This is a genomic window from Acinetobacter sp. AOR01_HL (assembly GCF_027855455.1).
Classification (GTDB): domain Bacteria; phylum Pseudomonadota; class Gammaproteobacteria; order Pseudomonadales; family Moraxellaceae; genus Acinetobacter; species Acinetobacter baumannii.
In genome coordinates this window covers 13,789-34,975 of the sequence record NZ_JAKTIM010000015.1, presented here as the reverse complement: position 1 = coordinate 34,975, position 21,187 = coordinate 13,789, and the positions used below count along the sequence as shown (strand labels likewise).

General features: G+C 35.2%; 21 protein-coding genes. 10 read left to right on the top strand and 11 right to left on the bottom strand.

Going from position 1 to position 21,187, the window contains the following annotated elements; all coding sequences use genetic code 11:
* The first annotated feature begins 122 nt into the window (after positions 1-122).
* From MKL62_RS03325 to MKL62_RS03315, 3 genes are all read left to right on the top strand, one after another.
* A complete protein-coding gene (locus MKL62_RS03325; RefSeq protein WP_005128590.1) occupies positions 123-680 on the top strand; it encodes a TetR/AcrR family transcriptional regulator in 558 nt (185 codons plus the stop codon).
* Between the two features lie 67 nt (positions 681-747).
* On the top strand, positions 748-1,152 hold the full coding sequence (locus tag MKL62_RS03320; RefSeq protein WP_005128591.1) for a hypothetical protein: 405 nt from the start codon (positions 748-750) through the stop codon (positions 1,150-1,152).
* Positions 1,153-1,333: 181 nt separating this feature from the next.
* On the top strand, positions 1,334-5,017 hold the full coding sequence (locus tag MKL62_RS03315) for an NACHT domain-containing antiphage protein HyoA (RefSeq protein WP_223236531.1): 3,684 nt from the start codon (positions 1,334-1,336) through the stop codon (positions 5,015-5,017).
* Between the two features lie 107 nt (positions 5,018-5,124).
* Here MKL62_RS03315 and MKL62_RS03310 read toward each other — a convergent pair whose 3' ends face one another.
* Genes MKL62_RS03310 through MKL62_RS03295 form a run of 4 tightly spaced genes read right to left on the bottom strand, consistent with a single transcriptional unit; the run spans position 5,125 to position 7,485 of the window.
* On the bottom strand, positions 5,125-5,577 hold the full coding sequence (locus MKL62_RS03310; protein WP_002068059.1) for a putative periplasmic lipoprotein: 453 nt from the start codon (positions 5,575-5,577) through the stop codon (positions 5,125-5,127).
* Position 5,578: 1 nt separating this feature from the next.
* On the bottom strand, positions 5,579-6,187 hold the full coding sequence (locus MKL62_RS03305) for a hypothetical protein (protein ID WP_005128596.1): 609 nt from the start codon (positions 6,185-6,187) through the stop codon (positions 5,579-5,581).
* Between the two features lie 5 nt (positions 6,188-6,192).
* Positions 6,193-6,726, bottom strand: a complete 534-nt coding sequence (locus MKL62_RS03300) for a PAAR domain-containing protein (protein WP_005128597.1) — start codon at positions 6,724-6,726, stop codon at positions 6,193-6,195.
* A gap of 24 nt (positions 6,727-6,750) precedes the next feature.
* Positions 6,751-7,485, bottom strand: a complete 735-nt coding sequence (locus MKL62_RS03295) for a hypothetical protein (protein WP_005128598.1) — start codon at positions 7,483-7,485, stop codon at positions 6,751-6,753.
* A gap of 322 nt (positions 7,486-7,807) precedes the next feature.
* Here MKL62_RS03295 and MKL62_RS03290 point away from each other — a divergent pair, with 322 nt between their 5' ends.
* The 3 genes from MKL62_RS03290 (at position 7,808) to MKL62_RS03280 (ending at position 9,353) form a co-directional block, all read left to right on the top strand.
* Positions 7,808-7,948 (top strand): hypothetical protein, encoded by a 141-nt coding sequence (locus tag MKL62_RS03290; protein WP_000770265.1) that lies wholly within the window; start codon positions 7,808-7,810, stop codon positions 7,946-7,948.
* A 138-nt stretch (positions 7,949-8,086) separates the two neighbouring features.
* Entirely contained in the window at positions 8,087-8,398 is a 312-nt protein-coding gene (locus MKL62_RS03285) for a hypothetical protein (protein ID WP_001046233.1), read from the top strand.
* Positions 8,399-8,639: 241 nt separating this feature from the next.
* On the top strand, positions 8,640-9,353 hold the full coding sequence (locus MKL62_RS03280; RefSeq protein ID WP_002068073.1) for a YegJ family protein: 714 nt from the start codon (positions 8,640-8,642) through the stop codon (positions 9,351-9,353).
* Between the two features lie 114 nt (positions 9,354-9,467).
* On the opposite strand, the gene MKL62_RS03275 is transcribed toward MKL62_RS03280, so the two are convergent.
* The 3 genes from MKL62_RS03275 to MKL62_RS03265 are packed head-to-tail and all read right to left on the bottom strand — an operon-like array spanning position 9,468 to position 12,927.
* Positions 9,468-10,808 carry an MFS transporter gene (locus MKL62_RS03275; RefSeq protein ID WP_000786782.1) on the bottom strand — a complete coding sequence of 447 codons (1,341 nt, stop codon included), beginning with the start codon at positions 10,806-10,808 and terminating at the stop codon, positions 9,468-9,470.
* 9 nt (positions 10,809-10,817) lie between these two features.
* Positions 10,818-11,630 carry an amidohydrolase family protein gene (locus MKL62_RS03270; RefSeq protein ID WP_005128602.1) on the bottom strand — a complete coding sequence of 271 codons (813 nt, stop codon included), beginning with the start codon at positions 11,628-11,630 and terminating at the stop codon, positions 10,818-10,820.
* A 7-nt stretch (positions 11,631-11,637) separates the two neighbouring features.
* Positions 11,638-12,927 (bottom strand): SLC13 family permease, encoded by a 1,290-nt coding sequence (locus tag MKL62_RS03265; protein WP_005128603.1) that lies wholly within the window; start codon positions 12,925-12,927, stop codon positions 11,638-11,640.
* Positions 12,928-13,038: 111 nt separating this feature from the next.
* Here MKL62_RS03265 and MKL62_RS03260 point away from each other — a divergent pair, with 111 nt between their 5' ends.
* On the top strand, positions 13,039-13,770 hold the full coding sequence (locus tag MKL62_RS03260; protein ID WP_000883494.1) for a GntR family transcriptional regulator: 732 nt from the start codon (positions 13,039-13,041) through the stop codon (positions 13,768-13,770).
* Between the two features lie 93 nt (positions 13,771-13,863).
* On the opposite strand, the gene MKL62_RS03255 is transcribed toward MKL62_RS03260, so the two are convergent.
* Positions 13,864-14,742 carry an SMP-30/gluconolactonase/LRE family protein gene (locus MKL62_RS03255; RefSeq protein WP_005128604.1) on the bottom strand — a complete coding sequence of 293 codons (879 nt, stop codon included), beginning with the start codon at positions 14,740-14,742 and terminating at the stop codon, positions 13,864-13,866.
* Positions 14,743-15,038: 296 nt separating this feature from the next.
* Between MKL62_RS03255 and MKL62_RS03250 the strand changes: the two genes are divergently transcribed.
* Positions 15,039-16,382: an MFS transporter gene (locus MKL62_RS03250; RefSeq protein WP_000053789.1), complete on the top strand. Its 1,344-nt coding sequence runs from the start codon at positions 15,039-15,041 to the stop codon at positions 16,380-16,382.
* A 100-nt stretch (positions 16,383-16,482) separates the two neighbouring features.
* Here MKL62_RS03250 and MKL62_RS03245 read toward each other — a convergent pair whose 3' ends face one another.
* Positions 16,483-17,415, bottom strand: a complete 933-nt coding sequence (locus MKL62_RS03245; protein ID WP_005128605.1) for a LysR family transcriptional regulator — start codon at positions 17,413-17,415, stop codon at positions 16,483-16,485.
* Between the two features lie 99 nt (positions 17,416-17,514).
* On the opposite strand from MKL62_RS03245, the gene MKL62_RS03240 reads away from it, so the two are divergent.
* Together MKL62_RS03240 and MKL62_RS03235 are read left to right on the top strand one after the other, a co-directional pair.
* Positions 17,515-17,949, top strand: coding sequence for a DMT family transporter (locus MKL62_RS03240; protein WP_005128606.1), 435 nt, complete (start codon positions 17,515-17,517; stop codon positions 17,947-17,949).
* Between the two features lie 9 nt (positions 17,950-17,958).
* Positions 17,959-18,417 (top strand): DMT family transporter, encoded by a 459-nt coding sequence (locus MKL62_RS03235; RefSeq protein WP_270899750.1) that lies wholly within the window; start codon positions 17,959-17,961, stop codon positions 18,415-18,417.
* Between the two features lie 99 nt (positions 18,418-18,516).
* Here MKL62_RS03235 and MKL62_RS03230 read toward each other — a convergent pair whose 3' ends face one another.
* Both MKL62_RS03230 and MKL62_RS03225 read right to left on the bottom strand, forming a co-directional pair.
* Positions 18,517-19,602 carry an HlyD family secretion protein gene (locus MKL62_RS03230; RefSeq protein ID WP_005128609.1) on the bottom strand — a complete coding sequence of 362 codons (1,086 nt, stop codon included), beginning with the start codon at positions 19,600-19,602 and terminating at the stop codon, positions 18,517-18,519.
* On the bottom strand, positions 19,599-21,176 hold the full coding sequence (locus MKL62_RS03225; RefSeq protein ID WP_005128610.1) for an MFS transporter: 1,578 nt from the start codon (positions 21,174-21,176) through the stop codon (positions 19,599-19,601). Before MKL62_RS03225 ends, MKL62_RS03230 begins: the two co-directional genes overlap by 4 nt.
* Between the last annotated feature and the right edge of the window lie 11 nt (positions 21,177-21,187).

Here is a 21,187-nt window from a genome sequence, read left to right as displayed (position 1 = left end):
AATAAAACTTGAGATGTGCCAAGCACAGTCTTTACGGCTTTGCTGTGCCTTTTTTTCTCCCAGAAAAGGCACAGGCTTTTTAATCTCTTTTAGAAACAACAAGAATTTATAACGGTAAAACTATGCAAAATTTAAAAACTTCTTCCAAAAAATTACAGGTTATTCATACTGCCATACGCCTATTTGTTACTTACGGTTTTCACACGACGGGCGTAGACCTAATTATTAAAGAAGCCAAAATAACCAAGGCGACTTTTTATAATTACTTTCACTCAAAAGAACGGTTAATTGAAATGTGCATCGCTTTTCAAAAAAGCCTGCTGAAAGAAGAAGTACTTGCCATTATTTACTCAAGTCGTTACCGCACTTCAAAGGACAAACTCAAAGAAATTATAAACTTACATGTTAACTTTAATAGCCTGTATTACCTTTTGCTTAAAGCCTTTTTTGAAATTAAACATATGTATGTGAGCGCTTACCGTATGGCGGTTGAGTATAGAAAATGGCTACTTCATGAGATTTTTGATCTCATTTTTAGTTTAGAAACCCATGCATTAAAGCCCGATGCCAATTTGGTTTTAAACCTAATTGATGGCTTGATGTTCCAGATTTTAAGCTCAAATTGTTTGGAAGAGAGGGATATGGTGGTGGAGAGGTTTTTTTGTAGGAGGATAAATTAAGGTATTATAGATTTAAGATAAAAATAAATTTATAGTACCGATTATTAGATACAAAACCAAGAATATTATGAGTTATATTGAGCTTAATAGAAAATTCTCACAACTATCATCTAATAGTAATTCTCAAGTTACAAATAGTGATTACTCATTAAGTATGGATTCTGCTGGATTATTAACGTGGGAAGATTTATTAGAAAAATATAATAGATGTGTAGTTTTGGCAGAAGCTGGAGCAGGAAAAACAGAAGAATTTAAGCAGCAGGCGAAAAAACTTGAACACGATGATAAATTTTCTTTTTTTATTAGAATAGAAGATATTGATAGCGATTTTATAGAATCATTTGAAGTTGGAGATAAAGAGCGTTTTGAAGAATGGTTAACATCTCCTGAAAAAAAAGCTTGGTTTTTCCTAGATTCTGTAGATGAAGCTCGTTTAGAAGATCCAAGAGCATTTCAAAAATGCTATAAATAAATTTGCAAGAAAAATTCAACCTGCTTCACATAGATGTCATATCTATATTTCTAGTCGACCATATAGCTGGCGATATGAAGAAGATGAAGATTTTCTGGATTTAATAATATCTAATTCTTTTAAAGGTGATAATAAATTTACGGTAAATGATAATAGAGAAAACTCAATTAAAGTAGTTATTTTGTTTCCATTAGGTTATGAAGAAATTGAAAGGTTTTGTAATATAAGACAAGTTAAAAATATTCATAAATTAATAGAAGAAATTAAAAAATTTGATTTATTAGTTTTGGCTGAAAGACCATTTGATTTAGAAAATATTATAAAAAAATGGAATGATATTGGAAAATTAGGATCTCGTTTAGATATTATAAAATATAATATTAACCAACGCTTAAATGATTCTCATACTGATGATAGAAAATCAGTACGTATAACTTTTGAAAAACTTTTAGCTGGTGCAGAGCGCCTCGCAGCTACAGTTATATTAACTGGTAAGGCTAATATTAGTGTTTCACCATTTTCACATAATAATGATAATTTAAATGGTCAACAAATCCTTCCAGATTGGAACAGTGAAGAAATAAGTAGGTTATTAGAGTCTGGTATTTTTAATGATATTATTTATGGCGCTGTAAGGTTTAGACATAGAGATATACGTGAATTTTTAGCAGCTCAATGGTTTTCGAAACAGCTAAATGGAGATAACAGACTTGCGGTAGAAGCCTTATTCTTTAAAGAACAATTCGGAGAAAAAATAATAACACCTTCTCTCCGACCTATCTTGCCATGGTTGATTATACTGGATGAAAAAATCTGTCAAAAAGTAATAAAGTTTCAACCAGAACTAGCTTTTGAAAGTGGTGATCCCTCTCAATTATCTCTCAGTGTACGTAAACAGTTTTTTTCTGAATATATAAATAGAATTTCTTATAATTTAGATGATCGTTCTATGAGAAATAACGGTTTAATTTCAAAAATTGTCAGTTCTGATTTTGAAGAAGAAGTTTTATTTCTTATAGAAAAATATTTTAACAATAAAGATGTTATCTTCTTCCTAGCAGAAATAGTTTGGCATGGAAAATTCAGTAAGTGTATTCCATTATTGAAACCTATAGCTCTAGATCAGTCTCGTGATATGTATTCCAGACGAATATCTATTAGGGCTATTATGTCATGTGCAAATACAATAGAAAAAATTGAGTTATGGACAGAGTTAAATAAAAATGAAGAAATTTTAAATAGACAATTAATTGCAGAGTTAGTAGAAGGAATTGAACCAGATAAAGAAATGGTTGACTTACTTATCCTCTCATTAAAAATGTCATCAGATTATAAAAAATATGATTTTACTGGTTTAAATGAGAAACTAGAAAACTTCGTAAAAAAATGTGATGAACAATTAAATTCTAAATTGCTAGCTGGTATTATTGAGCTAATAAATACGGAACCTTTTTATGAAAGAAAAGAGTGCCAAATTTCAAAAAAATATTTTTGGCTGCTAAAAACAGCATATCGAATAATTGAAAATTTAGTTGAAAGTCGAAGTCAATTAGCCTTAGAAAATAGTACACTCGAATTATTAATAAATTCAGCAGCATTAGAATATCATAGTGAATATTCTTATAGAGATGAGCAAAATAAATTGAAATCACTAGTTCCTGATTGGAGTGAATTAAATGATAAATTATATTGGCATTCTATAGCATTAGTACGGCAGTATGAACAAAAAAAAATTATTGATGATTGGAGAGTTGCTTGCTTTGATCATTTTTGGAAATTTAATATAAATGATTTTGAACGATTGTTAGGTTTTATAGATATTAAGGAATTAATGGATGATAAGTTGATAGCTCTTAATAGGGCGTTTATGATATACCATCAAAATGATAAGCCTGAGTGGATGCTAGAGAAATTTAAAATTATATGTTCTATTTATCCAGCATTATCGATACATTTAGAAAATCTTATCAATCCTATTATAAGTGATAATCAAAAAAAACATGAAGAAAAAATGAAGAAAACAAGGTTAAAACAGGAAAAAGAAAAATTAAAAAATACAAAGGCTAGATTAAATTGGATTAAATCATTAAAAAATAATCCTGAACGACTTAGTAATTCATCTTATTTTTTAAAAGGTGAATTAACTAATGATTGCTATTGGTTAATGAATGAATGTATCTACGGTAAGGATTCAGTAAATCGTGAAGATTATTCAAATTGGGAAATTTTAATAAATGAATTCGGGTTTCAAGTTGCTTCCGCATATCGTGATGCAGCTATAAAATTTTGGCGCATCTTTAAACCTAAATTACATTCAGAGGAACGTTTGCCAATAAACAGTACTCCTTATACTGTGATTTTTGGTTTAGCTGGTTTACAAATAGAATCAAATGAAAATGAAAGTTTTCCTTTAAATTTAAATCTTTATGAAATTAAACATGCGCTTAGATATCTTTCTTGGCAATTAAATGATTTCCCATCATGGTTGGAAAAGTTTTATAAGCTTTTTCCTGATCTCGTCAGTGAGTCTGTAATGAAAGAGGTAGTTTGGGAGCTTGAAACATCTGACCCAGCTCTTGAACATAATCATAGTCATATTCTTCAGAAGATATTCCACCATGCACCTTGGTTATATGTAGATATAGCTCCAAAAATATTTAATTGGTTAATTAGTAAGGATAAATTACTACATAAACAAACTAATAGTTATCTATTAAAAATAATATTAAAATCAGATATTTTAAAAGAAGACCTTAGTAGATTATCTAAACAGAGAATAGAGCTATCTGATTCAGTAGGCGATAAAGCTTGGTGGTTTGCATTATTTGTAGATAGTGAGCCAGAAAATGGAATAATTAATTTGGAAAAATGGCTAAAACAATTGCCATTTAAAGATGCAACTTACGCTGCGCAGGAGTTTATCTGCAATTTAACTGGTAGAAAAGGTTCAGTTAAAGGTAAAACTAAAATTGATCAATTAGAAGAAGTACACTATTTAAAACGTCTCTACTCGTTGATGCATGAATATATAAAACCTGATGAGGATATTTTAAGACCTAGCTTAATTGTCTATTCACCTGGCTTAAGAGATGATGCTCAAGATGCAAGAGATCTATTATTTTCATGTTTAAAAGATATTCCATGTTCAGAAACCTATTATGCTATTAAAGATTTATCTAAAGAAACTACGGATCATAATCGTCGAAATTGGTTATTAAAAACCGCTTCTAACATTGCACTATCATGTGGTGATTTAGAACCATGGGAAAGTGAGCAACTGCTGCAATTTGAAAGTTCTGGAAATATAAAACCTAAAACACATAAAGAGTTATTTAATTTAGCTTTGCTTAGAGTTTTTGAGCTGAAGGATTGGCTGGAAAATGGTGATGATAGCCCATGGCGTACTTGGCAAAGAGTGGAAGAGGAAACAGAAATGAGAAATCTTATTGCCAGTGAATTAAGAAAAATAGCTCAAAATAAATATTCTACATCTCAAGAAAATGAACTTGCTAATAGCCAGCGCACTGATATCAGATTAGAAAATCCGAGAATAAATAGTCCAGTACCGATTGAGTTAAAGATTTTGGATAGAAATTGGACTGGACCAGATTTGTGTGAAAGGCTAAGAAATCAATTAGTAGGAGATTATTTACGTGAAGCTACTTCTGGTTGTGGAATATTTTTATTAGTTGCTCAGAACACTAGTAAAAAATGGTTTATAAATGGAAGTAGAGTTGGGCTAAATGAGTTAGAAGAAACTCTTCAAAACTATTGGTATGGTATAGCCTCGCAATGGCCAATTATTGACTCTATAAAAGTAGTTGTAATTGATTTAAATAAACGGGGCCTAGTTTCTAATACTTAAAAAGAAAAGAGACCAAATAAGACGGTCTCTTTTTACTACCTATGGTAGTAGTAATGTATTGATAAATAGATAAAATCGAAATTTTAAAATTAATTTTAATCTATTATTTATAAACAAGGATGATCAAAAATTTCCTTGTCCTCTTTTTTCAAAGCTTCTTGCCACTTTGGTTGTTGTTCCTTGAGCCATTTATTTAAATCAGGCTCTTGCTCAATACTATGCTTTACAGCTTTTATATAAGTTGGGTTATTAACAAACTTACTCATTAAACATAAAGTATTTAAAGCAACAGGTCTCACAGACTTTTCAAGTTTGGACTCTGCACTTGCTTGGTCATCATATCTTTTTAATAAACCAAGCTTAAATAATGCATCATCATACAATTGTTTAGTTAAAGCTGTAGGAGCTTCTTTTGGAGCTAAAGCATAAGTACCAGCATCAAGATTGAAGACAGTAGGCAAAAAGGTAGCTTGAATATCTAGTTCTTCTTGTGGGGCTGGTTTAGCACTACAAGCAGTAGCAAAAATAGGTAAAAGGCAAATTAATAAATATTTCTTCATTCTAGAAGATTCCTTCGATTTCATCAGGATACAATCCTTGAGCAGCTAAGGTTTTTAACATAGTTGGATTGTAGTCTTGGTTAAAGTTTTGTCGATACATCTTTCTATTAATTTGTGTAGCACCATTTCTTCGTGAAATCATATGTGCCCCAGTCATGATATCGTCTATCCTCAAATCATCGATAGCACCTTTTAGGCCTACTAAATCTTCAATCGCAAAAGTTGTACCAAATCTTGTGGTAAAAGCATTACTTTGAAAAACACCCATTAATACAACAGCATCTTTTTGATAGTGTTTCCTTAAATAGTTTTGAAACTTAACATACATGCCCGTATGGAAACCTGTAGAGATCAAAACATCCTCATTTAATTTAGCAATATCGTATTCCATGCCAAATCTAACAGCTAATAAAAATTCTAACTTATTTCTTTTTTCTACATATTCCCACTGTTGTGCAGACATCATAAAGGTGTAAGGCATTGCAAGTGGGCGATCAAGTTGTAAATAGCAAAATGGTTTCGGTACATTACAGCTTTCAACTTTAGAGGGATAACCATCCCAAGCTTTGCTATTAGGGGGAATATTTTTAGTAATTGGTTTGTTACCCATAATTCTTACTCCAAAGGTGGCATTGGTTCTGAAAGATCTAAGGTTTCGATTTTGACTTGTTCAGGTTTAGCGCCAGTAACTGCCAGTTCAGTCTTTCCAGCATTATTTGTTTTACCTTGAATTTTTTCACCAGATGGAAGCGTTAATTCGTATGGAAAATCTATTAGGGGTTTACCAGTATTTGGGTCTTTGAATTGAAAAATTACACTGTTTTCTTTTTCTGTATTTTGAACAAAACTATCGTTTGTTTTAGAGTTTCCAGAACCACTGGAACTGCCCTGATCACGTACCCATAGACTTTGACTTGGTAAGAAAGTTGCGCCACAGCTAGCTTTATCACCAGCGACAATTATGGCTCGACCATTAATAACCACAAGAGGGCTACTTGAGAGAGCTGTGACAGTAACTTTACATTTAGGACAAAAATGAGTCATGCCCTCGACATGAGCGGCTTTACCATCTATTAAATATGCACTATCTCCTGTAGTGACTACTCCACCGTGGTCAGTCATGTTGCCGATAACAATAGCTGGTTTCAATTTATTAACTCCTTAGTTAGTTATCTACTTTCTATGTATTTTTCTTTGCAAAATTAATTTTGGATGACTACTTTTAAGTTGGGTAAAAACTTTGGCTTGCCAAGGCCGAAGAAGAAAACTTGTTACCCCTGCGATTGTAAAAAGGGCTATAACGATGCCGACATAATATAATAAAGCAATAGGTTCACTCTCTTTAAATTCTCTTGATCTAAATAATATGTTTAATAAAAAATAGGCAATATAAATATGAATGGCAAACCATAAACAAAAGGGAATCCATACTACCCAGAAATTTATCTTTTTTTTAAGAATATATCTGTCTCCTGATTTTTCGATATATTTATCAAGTTTTGGAGAATAAAGCCTTTTGGCTCGTTTAGGGTCTTCACGTGTAAATAAAAATCTTAAAATAAAAATATCTGATAAATTAGTCTTGAAATAACTGTTTAAAAGAGCCAATTCTTTAAGTAAATTAGCTTGCAAAGCGTAGGGTTTATTCTTGGTTTGCGTTAAATCTAAATTTTCAAAGTTTATTAGTTCATTCAAAACTTTAATATCTTCTGCAGTTGGATTTTGGTTAGAATAAATTTTAGAAAAAAATAGTGAAAAAAGCTTAATAATACCTAACTTCTCTAAAACGGAAAGAAGCATTGAAATAACTACAATAATTGTAAATATGATTATAAGATTTTTCTTTATGTCTTCAGGTAAACCGAGACTATCTAAAATTTCTAAAAAGCCACTTAGTTGATTTGCCATATCTAAAAATTATTAATATTTGAAATATCTTTATTTTGATAAATGATATAAGAGGCAGCAATGGCAAAATGAGACTCATTTCAAGTTTTTAGTGTATTTTGCGATATTTTTTAAATAAATAATATTGTACATTTTATTAACGCTTTACATGAATTTATTGACTATTAATTATTATTGTCGTTAAAGAAAACTCACAAAGATGTGGGCTTTTTTTATTACACATTGCTTAAAAAATATACAGAAACCTCTCTAAAACAAGTTGGAACGCTACAAACGCGGATGTTAAGTTGAAGTCCACTCTTCCCAATAAGTGAGGTGAGCAATGAAATTGTTAGCTTTGATTAGTATGGGAGTTGCAGCGAGTTATTGGTATAAAACTATAAAAGATAGCAAGCCAACTCTTCTGAAATCTAATTTTGATGAAATAGTAAAAAACTTTGTATTAGCAGAATTTAAAGCCTAATGCATTTGATAATCTTAATTAAATAAAAAGCTCATCGGAAGATGGGCTTTTTTATTGTAGTGATGTTTATTTATTTTATTGTTGACTGTTAAAATTTAAAAATATATTTTGTTTTTTAATTCAATGAACTAAGAAGTTATGAATAAATATCTTATGCTAACTCTTCTTGCAACATCTTCTCTTTCTTTGACAGGTTGCGCACAAATGTTTCCAGCTCAAGCTACCAAACTTGAAAATGGAAATTATATGATTCAAACCACCTCTAATATTTTAGGTTCTAATGAAGCAATGGAAAACAAAGTAAACAAAAAGGCTGAAACCGTTTGTGCTGGAAAAGGTTTTAGTGAAATAAATAATAACCATCAAACTCATAGCCAACAGATTTATACAGCTCAAGTAATTACAACAGGCACCTTTAAGACTTTCAATAAGACGATTAAATGTAATTAACCACTTTTACAGATTGCAATTGAACCCACTTCGGTGGGCTTTTTAAAAGACGATTTATAATTTAAAGAACTTCTTACGGTTCAAGAAGCTTTCTTTTATTTAGTCTTGATCTTTTTATTTTTTGAAAATTAACCTCATGATAAATTTTAAGATCTTTAAATTTATCATGATGTTAATATAGTTGAGTTTAATATTAATTAAGTGCAATATGAATAAATTATATAAGAATGAATCTCCAGAAATGATTCTAGCTTTTGAGAATGCTATAGGTACATTTAAATATTTTTGGCGTGAACTTTATTGGGAATCTCGACGAATTGTTCCTGCTCTAGAGCTGGCTTATGTGAAGTGTGCATTTATCCAAGAAAACCTTGAAGATAAAAATGAACCTTTAATTGAGTATATGTGGATTGATCAAGTTGATTTTGATGGGAGTACAATTACAGGAATTTTGTTAAATGAACCTTATATTATTGATAATGTGCAAGCTGGTGAAACTGTAAGGCTTCAATTTGAGTCTATAGTTGATTGGATGTTTTTATCTAATGGCACTGTTCATGGTGCGTTTACGATTCAAGAATATCGTAAGACTTTAAATGCATCAGGACGTAAAGAATATGATGAGGCATGGGGGATTGATTTTGGTAATCCTGATGAAATTCTTCTAGTTTATGACCAAAAAAATTGTCCCGAAAATCTAGAAGAACATCCTATGTGTAGGAGTATTTTGGAACAGTTCATAAATATTATAAATACAGACCCTACAATCATTACTGAAAAAGATGAAAGTGGTAATCAATTATTACATCGTGAAGTTATAGCGGGTAATTATTTATTTGTTCAAGAACTCTTAAGATTGAATGTTAATAAGTTAGTAAGGAATAAACAATTAATGATTCCTTTAGATTTGGCCCATAAGATGGGGTGGTCCAATATTGTAAATTTACTTAAGTAGCTTTGAGCAGGCCCTCTAATTGAGTGTGTTTTTAAGTAAGGGAATTTAAGTTCCTTATAAATTAAAAAGAGACCATTAATGGTCTCTTTTAATTAAATCTTTTATTTCTAAAACCTAAACCAACTTTTGAACCTTTTGCGCTTTTGGCAATGTCGGTTTTCTTCCCAAATACAACGCAATCATGGCACCCGTAAATGTAAGCATACATAACGGTAAAAGAGAAATAGGGAAGCTTCCCGAATAATCTTTTACAATACCCATAATAGAGTTCATAAGCCCAGTACCAATATGCGCAATCGTATTCACCGCTGCAATACCTACAGCCACTAAAGTAGGTGGTAAGCGCTCAGAAACCAATGCCCAGAAAGGACCTTTAATGGCATAGTTACCCATCAAAACGAGTGAGAATAAAAGTAAGCTCAAAGTTAAAGACGAGGTAAAAATAGTAAGGAGCAAACCAAAACTGGTCACAAATAACGGAATAGCTGTGTTGAGACTCTTATTACCACTTTTATCGGCATGTACGCCCCAAACAATCATGAAAGCGGCAGCTAAACCAAACGGAATCATATTTAAAAGACCCGTCTGCATAGCAGTTAAATGGAAGGCTTTTAAAATTTGAGGCATCCATAACGATAAAATATTGCTGGTTGCTGAACTTCCTGCATAAATAATTGCAAAGAACCATAGATATTTATTGGTAATCAGCAGCTTGAACTTACTCTTTTTCTGTTCGGCACTGTCTTGTTTTTCAGAGTTCAACAATTGATTTTTTTCAAAAGTTAAAGTGCTTGATAACCAGTCCTTTTCTTCTTGATTTAACCATTTCACATTGTTCGCGGTATTCGGCAGCCATACAAGGCATAACAAACCAAGAAGGATTGCAGGTAATGCTTCAAGAATTAAAAGCACTTGCCATCCACTTAAACCCAGTAAACCATGCAAGCCTAACAATAAGGCAGATAATGGTGAACCAATAAAGTTAGATAAAGGAATCGCAACCATAAATACGGCAACAATTCGAGCCATATATCGTTTAGGGAACCATAGTGTTAAATACAGTAATACGCCTGGGAAAAATCCGGCTTCGGCAGCACCAAGTAAAAAGCGTGAAATTGCATATGAAATAGGGCCAGTAATGAAGGCAGTACAGCAACCGACAATGCCCCAAGTAATCATGATTCTGGCAATCCAGATACGTGCACCTAGCTTTTCCATAGCCATGTTACTTGGAATTTCAAATATGACATATGCAATAAAAAATAATGTCGCACCAAAACCAAAGGCAGTAGCAGTTAAACCAATTTCTTGGTTCATGGTTAAAGCGGCGAAACCAATATTCACCCGATCAATATATGCGATGAAATAACAAAGAATGAGGAAAGGAAGAATACGAAAAGAAAGTTTACGGATCGTTGACTTTTCTACTTCCGATATAGATATATCATTTTTCATACATACTCCTTATGTACGTGAGAAACCAAACAGCTCGGTAGGGTTCTGATTTAAAATTAAACATTGCTCGTGTTTATCAAACACAATCTGTTTAAAAGCTTTAATCGCATCTTCATAAGTTATTAAGGATTCATGTTGGGTATGTGGCCAATCACTTCCCCAAATGAGTTTGTGTAAAAAGCCTTTTTCTTTAAAAATGTTATAGGCCTGTTGTGCCGTATTTATGTTGTTTGGAGTAGTGCCTAAACGGTAGAAACCGGACACTTTAATCCAGTGCTGTTTTACGTTAAGTAAGTTTAAAAACTTCTGATAATCTGGATCTTCAATTCCCTTAACAGGGTCAACTCGGCCAAAATGGTCAATTACGACATCAAAACTATAGTCACCCAATTGTGTTAAAAGCTGAACCAGATATTTCGGCGGTGCGTGCAATTCAACTTGCCAGTTGAGGCTTTCCACATTTCTTAAAAATTTTTGCCAGTCAGGCGTATTTAGCGCAGGAGGGTTAAGACCGAATAGATTTAAGCGAACACCAACGATGCCTTGTGCCTTGAGATTCACTAGCTCATTAAAAGTCGTCGTATGTTGAACAACGGCGATCCCTTTTAAACGGTCAGGGTATTGCTGAATTGCGTTTAACATCGCTTGGTTATTGGTACCCAAAAAGCTGGGTTGAACCAAAACACCATGCGTGAAATTGTGTTCATCAAGATGAGAGATAAAACTTTGTACAGTTGCCTCATAATCAGGTGCATAACGTGCTGTTTCGATACTGTGGTCCTGTGTCGAAAAAACATGTGCATGTGTATCTATACAGTTCATTTTCATCTCACATTACAAATTTTAAAGCGAAAATAGCGATTAAAGCGGCAATGACTCCTACAGGAATTGCTTTAAATAACAGTTGATTAAAGAATTTGGTTTTGTCGATGTCTGCTGGTGCTGAAGCCATAATGAGGCTACCGCCAGACGAGAAAGGAGAAATCGCTGTAGACTGAGCGCCAACCACAATACAAATGAACAGCACTAGTGGGTTTAGGCCAGAGGTAAGTGCAAGCGCTGGAACAATTGGAAATAAGGTAGGAGCAACCACGCCTAGAGTGCTTGAAAATACAGACATAATGGCACTGATCAGACATAAAAGTACTGGAATGACCCACACAGGAACATTGTTTGCTAACCATTCAGATAGGGTAGTAATAATGCCAAGTTTCACCCCTAATGCGATGAGCATACCCACACCGCAAATCATGATCAGTGTTCCCCAAGGCACAAGTGCAATGACCTTTTTCTCATCCGCAAGTTTCATAAGTAAACTAATGAGCGAGAAGGTAAACGCAAGGAAGGCAATATCAATTTTGGAGTTTAAAAAGCTAATCGTTTTTACATCGGGAAAAACAAGATGCAAGATTGGAAAAACTAAAACAATCGACATCATTAAAATAATAAGGAAGATGGATTGTTTCTGTTTTTTGTCGAATGGCTCAGGCTTTTGATCTTCAATTACAATCGAATTACTTTTTCTATTCCAAAGGGTATAAATTCCCAACACCGCAATTGGAATAATTAAAGTTAAGACAAAAATTCCACTGCTATATGAAAAAGCTGTTTGTGAGCTAATGCCAGTATTTTCCATTAAGCTTCGGAAAATAATGCCACTTTGCGATGTCATAAAATTTGCGCCAGCTAAAGCGCCGTAATTTGCAGCCATCCCACCAATAATCATATTCATATTAGTTTTTTTACACAGCAGCAGTGTAATGGGTGCCATAAAGGCAAGTACTGTATAAAAACCAGCACCTAGGCCAGCAATAATGGTTGCTGCAAAAAAAATCGCTAAAGGTAAAAACTGAGGAAACTTACGGCATTTATATAAAAGATGGCTGGCAAGCTTCTCTAAAGCACCATTTGCCAAAGCAAAGTTATAAAACAAAGTGACGGATAAAATAATAAAGAAAATTTTGACAGGCCATAATTCAATAACTTCGGAAGGTTTAAGACCCATGCCAAAGCAACCAATCAGGTAGGCAAACGCTATCGTAAAAAATCCGATATTAATTTTCGTTTTATAACCTAAACCTATCGATACGGCTAAAGCCATCAGCATCAATGCAGTCATATTATCTTTCTTGATAAATATATAAACATCTAAACATATATATGTTTGGTTTTTTGTATTACACAGAACTATGCTAATATTGTCAAATCGATTTCATAATGTTTAACGCAAATGCTTGATGAGACTGCATTTAAAAATTTTAAATTGCCAAGATATGAAAAGGTCCGTTGGGAACTTCAAAAACTACTGATCCAGTCAAAATGGACAGTCGAAGAGCCTATTCCAAGTGAACAAGAGCTTGCGCAAATGTATAGCGTATCGGTAGGAACCGTTAGAAAAGCGGTTGAAGGGCTGGTTGAAGATGGCTTATTAGTTAAACAGCAAGGAAAAGGAACTTTCCTCAAACAACCTAATTTTGAAAATTCGCTTATTCGTTTTTTTAGATTACGTAATAAAAAAGGCGAGTTCATTCAGCCACAAGGACAAATCAAAAAAGTAGAAGTGTGTGATGCAATACCGGAAGTAAACGCCGAGTTAGGGCTTGGGCACACTGACAAGTTGCTTTATATCGAGCGTGTCCGTAAGCATGAAGATGTCGTTGTATTAAGTGAGAGAATCTGGCTACCTGAACGCTTATTTAAAAATCTTGAAGAAATTCCAATCGCTGAGTTTGGTAACTTACTTTATCCTTTTTATTATCAGCATTGCGGTCAATTTGTTTCTTCTGCAACAGAACGGTTAACTTTTGAGAAAAATATCAAAGATAGCTATTTAAATAATCACCTTGAAGACCCTTTAGTGAAGGTATGCCGTATTGCAAAAAATCTTGAAGGTGTCGCGGTCGAATACCGTGAGTCTTATGGTTTGGCCGATAATTTTCATTATGAAATAACAATTAATTAATTCTTTATGCAGCTTAATAAAGATTTCCTTATTGAGCTGCAGAGCTGGTTCACTATCTTTTATAGTTAAGCATTTCTTGTAGGAAGTGAGTCATTACCCCATAAATCGAGCATCGGCTATTCCTTGAATGCCTAGCCCATAAATGGCAAAAACACTGCCTCGCAATTGGTTGTCATCAGGGAACCTCGGAAGAGGCGGTTGTGACATAGATGTAACAAACAAGACATCAAGATTTTTTCCGCCAAAAACTGCACTGGTAATTTTTTTTACAGGCATTTCAATAATACGATCGATTTTTCCATCAGGTCGATAACGTACTAACTGACCCGAATATACTTTTGCATTCCATAAATAACCTTCACGATCTACTGTCGAGCCATCTGCTGAACCACCGTCTGATGTATCTATCTTACAAAAAATGGTTTTATTTGAGATTTGGCCTGTTTCAAGATCATAATCATAAGACCAGATTTCACCTTGCCATGTGTCTGCAAAATAGAGCTTGGTACCATCAGGACTCCAGCAAATACTATTTGAAGTATTAATATTATTTTCTAATTTTTCTATTTTATAATCTGCATCTAATCGATAGAGAGACGCGGTATTCCCATCTTCAAGGCGGTTCATAGAACCAAAAACGAATCGACCTTGCCGATCAACACGACCATCATTTAATCTATTTTGGGGTAGGTCTGGTTCAGGGTTGCAAATAAATTTTAAGTTGCCTGTTTCAAAGTCGAGTTGATATAACCCGTCTTCGAGCGCAACGATCGCGCCGTTATAATTTTCTTGTAAAGCAAAAGACCCTATTTTTTTATGAACTTCCCACGCCCGTATATTTCCACCGAATTCATCACAACAGAATAATCGTCCATCAACAATATCTACCCAAAATAGGCGTTGGCGAACAGCATCCCAAGTTGGGCATTCTCCAAGTTTTGTTTTTACATCTACCAGTACTTTAATTTCCATAATTCCTTTTTTAGTCCTTTTATTCAGTCATTCATCGATGAAACTAAATTAATGAAAGCTAAATATAAAAACCAATGAAAATTTTTCTTTACCTAATAAAGGATTGTTATTAGTCCTGTGAATTAAAAATGTATGGAGATAAATAGCTAAAACTAAATTTGATAAATATAAGTTATTACGTGGTGTAGAAATATCATTAGTAATTCTAAATCGACTTGATAGTTTAAGAGTGGACAAATGACATAGCGTTATACGTAAAAGCATGTGGATGCATTTTAATTAAAAAGGAATTAGAAATGAGCCTAAAAAAAGTTCATCGCCACTCTTGGGTATCATTAGTGATTTGCTGGATTATCTGGGTGGTTGTTGCATACGACCGAGAGTTGATTTTTCGCGCAGCCAATATGATTTGTAATGAATTTAATTTATCTCCAACGCAATGGGGATACACCATAGCTGCAATTACACTTTCTTTGGCTGTTCTTAGTATTCCGGTTGCTGCTTTAAGTGATAAACATGCGTCCGGTTGGAAGCGAGGAATTTTTCAGTGGCCTTTAGTAATTGGATTTACTTTTATTTCGTTGCTTTCAGGCATTACATCTTTAAGTTCAAGTTTCTATAAGTTTGTAACCCTACGTATTATGGTTTCTTTGGGTTGTGGGGTGGCAGAGCCAGTTGGGGTGAGTAATACCGCAGAATGGTGGCCTAAGGAACATCGCGGTTTTGCCATAGGTGCTCATCACTCAGGTTATCCGGTTGGAGCGCTACTTAGCGGTGTTGCAATGGCCACCATCATTACTTATTTTGGTCCACAAAACTGGCGCTATGCCTTTTTTCTTGGAATTATATTTGCTGTACCGGCATTAACTTTTTGGGCGATTTATTCGACCCGTAAACGTTATTCAGAGTTTCACCAATCTTGTGTAGATAATCAATTCACACCACCAACAGATTTTGTGCACGATGAAGGAGAAGAAAAAACAAGTACGCATAGTACATGGGAACGTTTAAAACAAACTCTAAGTTCTCGGGGAATTGTGTTTACCGCAGCCAGTACTTTAATTACCCATGTGGTTTATATTGGTTTTTTAACTATCTTTCCTGCATTTTTATACAATATTGTCGGGTTAGATCTGGCGAAATCGGCTGGCTTAAGCGCTGTATTTACAATTACCGGCATGATGGGGCAAATTATTTGGCCGACTTTGTCCGATAAGATTGGCAGACGACTCACATTGATTTTATGTGGTTGTTGGATGGCGGTCAGCATTGCAAGTTTTTGTTTAACCTCAGGCGTGGTTTCCGTCATTGCAATACAACTGTTTTTTGGTCTATCTGCCAACGCAATTTGGCCTATTTTCTATGCGACAGCATCAGATTATGCGCCAGCCGGAGCAATTGGAACTGCAAATAGTTTAATTACAGTTGCTCAGTATGTAGGTGGGGCAGTCGCACCGATTATTATGGGATATTTGCTTACGAGCTTTGGTGGCTGGCATAGTCATCAGGGGTATATCTGGTGTTTTCTCTTAATGTCATGTTGTGCGTTTATTGGCGTGATTTTGCAAATCATATTGGGTTATCTCATTAAAAAAGAAAAATCAGAACAAGTGGATAATTTAAGTTTGAGTGCAAATTAAATTCTTATTTATTTCAAGTTTTTAGTCTTATTTTCATCTCTGATGAAGCACCAGCAAAGTATGTCGATACTGGAATACTTTGCTGGCATTGATAAGAAAGCTAATTCTGCCAATACGGTGTGTCTCCATAGATTTCTGCAAAATAATCGATCACTGCTCTAATATTAAGTGGTGGATGACGAACATTTGGATAAATGGCTGCAATATGTTGTGGCTGGGATTTAATCGCGACTTCATATTCAGGTAAAAGCTTGATTAAATGACCTTGTTTTAAAGCTTCCCCAATCAACCAATCAGGAAATAAAACAATCCCCATACCATGAAGCGCGGCTGTCATTAAACTCTCGGCATTGTTTGAAGAAAGTACGGGGGTAAGGGGGTAATGTATCCATTCTTCAGCAGGCTTTCTCACTAACCAGCGGTTCGGACCTTCAAAACCTTTATAGACTAGGCATTTGTGCCGATTGAGATCTTTAGGCTGATCAAGAACACCATATTCGGCAACATACTGAGGAGAGGCGGCCAAATGATAATTTTGTGTAGCAAAAATACGTGCATGAAATGATGAATCAGTTAGCGTTCCAATGCGAAATATTAAATCGGTGCTTTCGCGTAATGGATCTATAAATTCGTCGGTTTGAATCAATTCTATTAAAAGTCTTGGATAACGTTCTGATAAACCCGCCAACCACGGCGCAATATGCCGTTGACCAAAAAATACAGGAGCATTAATGCGGACGAGTCCCGATGGCTCTATAGTTTTATCTTGTAATGCCTTTTGTGCTTCATCAAATTGTTCGGTAATTCTTTTTGCATATTCAAAAAATAATTTGCCCGATTCGGTCGGTGTGATTGCTCGCGTATTACGGTAGAAAAGTTGCTGTCCCAACGCATCTTCAAGTTGTTGGATGGTTCGAGAAATCATAGATGCAGATACGTCTTCTTTACGCGCTACATTCGAGAAGTTTTGAGCATTGTAAACACTAATAAAGAAGCGAAGCGTGCGGATATCAATCGAATTTGTTAAATCCATTTGTGCAATTTCTGCAAAAGTGATTCATGAATTATGCTGTTTTTCTGATAAATTGGCTACCTTAGTATTCGTTGCCTAGATACAGATGAGGCAATGTAGATGCAAATTCTATTACTACTCCTAACCATTTTAGGAGGAATGGGGCTATCGGTCGAAGCTGGGCTTTTAGGGCCGTTAGGAAAGGAAGTAGGTGAGTTGTGGGCCACGTTTAGTATTTTTGGTGTGGGTGCAGCACTTACTTTTTTACTCATGTTGTTTTTTAGCCCACGCAATAGCCCTTCATTTTTTACACTTCCATCTTGGCAATTACTCGGTGGCGTTTTAGGTCCGGCTTACATCATTATTTTGACCATTACTACTCCAATTATTGGCATTGCAATGACCATGATTGGCATTTTAGCGGGACAGGTATCTAAAAGTCTGATTATCGACCACTATGGTTTACTGGGGACTCCACATCGAAAAGTAGACCGTAAACGGGTAGTGGCACTCATCTTTATTGTTGTCGCACTTGTACTTGTGTCAAAAGCGTAGGAGACAGCCATGACAATTTTAATGATTCTTCTCGCCGTCATTGGCGGTGCTTTGCTGAGTGTACAGGCCGCAATTAATGGTCAACTTGGAGCGAAGGTTGGTGTATTTCGTAGTGCTTTTTTGACTTTCTCAGTCGGTGCTCTAATTACGGCTCTCCTTATTTTTTATTTTGAACCTAAACAAGCCTTAACTCTATTAGATGTTCCTAAATGGCAGTTATTAGGTGCCATGTGTGGCGTACCTTATATTGTCATTATGGTACTGGCTGTACAAAGAATTGGGGCTGCAGTTGCTACGGTGGCTGTGATTTTTGGGCAACTTTTGATGAGTATCTTGATTGATAACTGTGGCTGGTTCGGCAATGAAACGCTTCCTTTCTCACCGTATCGATTAGGGGCGCTAATTTGCTTAGGAATTGCTTTATATTTTATCTATTCAAGTAGTAAGGATAAAAAGGTAGAAGGGTAAAATACGGGCTTAATTTAATATTGAATTTGATGAGGCCTCATTAGGAGTAAGACTAACAATGAGGCTCATTTAAAGTTTGAAGTGCTCAGTTGATTCCGTTTATTTGGTCGTATCCACAGAAACCACAACAGATAGACCAGGACGCAACAATTTAATATCAGGTTGGTTCTCAAGGAGTTTGATGCGTAAAGGTAAACGCTGAACAATTTTAGTAAAGTTACCCGTCGCATTTGTTGCTGAAATTGGCGAGAAGAATGCACCAGTCGATGGTGAAAAACTATCTACCACACCTTTTAACTCAACGTTATAAGCATCGACATAAACAGTGACAGGCTGGCCGATTTTAATTCGTTTTAGCTCAATTTCACGGAAGTTTGCTTCTACATACACTTGATCTAAAGGCACAACCACCATGAGTGGATTACCTGCGCCAACAAAGTTGCCCACATTTGCAGACTTCTGCCCAATCATGCCATCAATAGGCGCTCGAATTTCTGTATAGCTCAGATTCAGTTTTGCTTTATCAAGCGCAGCTTGGGCTTGTTTCAAAGCCGCTTGTTTAGCTTGAACCTGAATCTTATATTGGTTGAGCTGATACTGTGCATCAATAACTTTTTCTTTACTACTGTCCAAGTCGGCATATTGCTCGGTTAGTGTGGTTTTTGACTGTTGTGTAATCAATCTAGACTCAGCACCAAGTGCCTGTAATTGCTCATAGCGTGCGGTATTATCTTTGGTGAGTTTAATGCCGGCTTCTACTTTTCTAAGCTGGGCCTCTGTTTCTCGAATAACAGTTGGTTGTCTTTCTACTGCCAGCATTGCTTCATTTAAGTCAGCTTGTGCTTTGGCATAATTAGATTCAGCTTCAGCTAAAGCCGCCTGATAATCACGTGCATCAATCCGTGCCAAAAGCTGGCCTTTTTTTACGGTCTGGTGATCTTTAATATAAATTTCTTCAATATTACCTGACACTTTTGGCGCAATAGTTGAATACTCGACATCTACCCGCGCATCGTCAGTTTTAACAATGGAAGAAGGTAAAAATATAACTTTTAAAATCCATAAAATGGAAATTAGAACGATAATAAATGCAATAACCATAACCCAGTGTTTCTTAAGATATTGCATCTTTGTTAACTTGGGTGACTCGGTCATGGAGTGATCTTGGGCTTCGAGAGTACTCATAAAGATTTTCCTGAGTTATGACTATTCATTAACTTAATGAGAGCAATGCGTGGTGGATAAGTTCTAACTGGCAAAATCAGCATAACGATAAATAAAATTGCAGTAAGTCCCGCTAAAATCAGATATTGATCACTAATGACTAAAACTGATTGCTGTGCCTGAATCGAAGAATTTAAGGCAGATAAACCACCGGAAACACGTTCGGTACCATCTGCACTCAGCACAGGCGGGGTAAGAGGATTAATAACAGGACCTTGAATATTTTGAAAAACATGTTGTGCGGTATTTTCAATCAGCCGTGTTGAATGGTATTCACCACGTACTCGATTGACCCAGTCCAAAAGGCACACACCAAGTACGCCGCTAATAGCACGCGGGGTGTTAATCATAGGTGAAGCATAGATTGCCATAGTTGGGTGGACACTATTTGTACCCATCATGAGGAGCGAAAGCACTACACAGGTTTGTCCTAAACATGAGATTGCATGCCAAAAATAGAATTGGTCTTGGTTCCAAGTCGTATCAAGCTGACTTGCACCTAAGCAGCCAACCATAACCAAAAGTAAACCAAACCCATGTACATATCGGCTATCAACCCAAGCTTGGTTCAAAACTTTAATAACAATCGGGATATAGATAAATTGTAATGCGGCAATTTGTAAGCCAATCCACATGGTTTGAGTGGGCTTATAACCATGCACAGCGCTTAAGTAATTAAGGGGTAATGTACTGGTTGACATACCAATAACCACAAAGCAGAACAACGCAATAACAGCATAACCAAAATTTCGTATTTCGAGCATTTGCGGTTTAATTAATGGTGTTGGATAGCGCCATTCATGTATTAAAAATAAAGGGAGGGTAATGGCACTCATTAAAGCCAAAACACAAATCAATTTTGAATGGAACCAGTCCAAATGATTGCCATGCAAAAGCATGGTACTAAGGCTTGCCAAACCAATAATGGCTAGAATCGCGCCAGTCCAATCGTAAGTTTTTATTCTTGAGTAATTTAATGGATCTTGCGGAATACCGAAGTAAACTAACGCAGCACTTAAAGCACAAAAAGGGATGGTTTGGAAAAATATCATCTTCCAACCAATCACATCTAAATAAAAGGCAGCAAGCGCAGCGCTTAAGTTTGGGAAAAAAGTTGCTGTTAATGCATAGCAGGCCAAGCCCCATAGACGAATTTCAGGTCCTAGGAATCTAAGTGCACATGCCATTAATAAAGGAATAGTTAAACCATTGGCGAGTCCTTGTAAGCCCCGTAATAAATAAAATATTTCGATATTTGGGCTAAAAGGAATTAAAACGCTAGAGAAGAGGCAAAGTCCTATCGCAAAAAGAAGAACCCGACGCATGGAAAAAATAACCGCCCAACTGGTGGACAGGATCATCCCAATAATCATGGCACTGGCATAAATACTGCTGACCCAATAACCAGAGTCGACACTAATACCCATCTCACCGCGAATATCGACCAAGGTAATGCTGCTAATTCGGTTATTAAATTCGACAGTCATGGCTGCAAAAATTGCACCTGCCAAACCGATGAGTGGTCGTATATTCATCTTTTACCTTA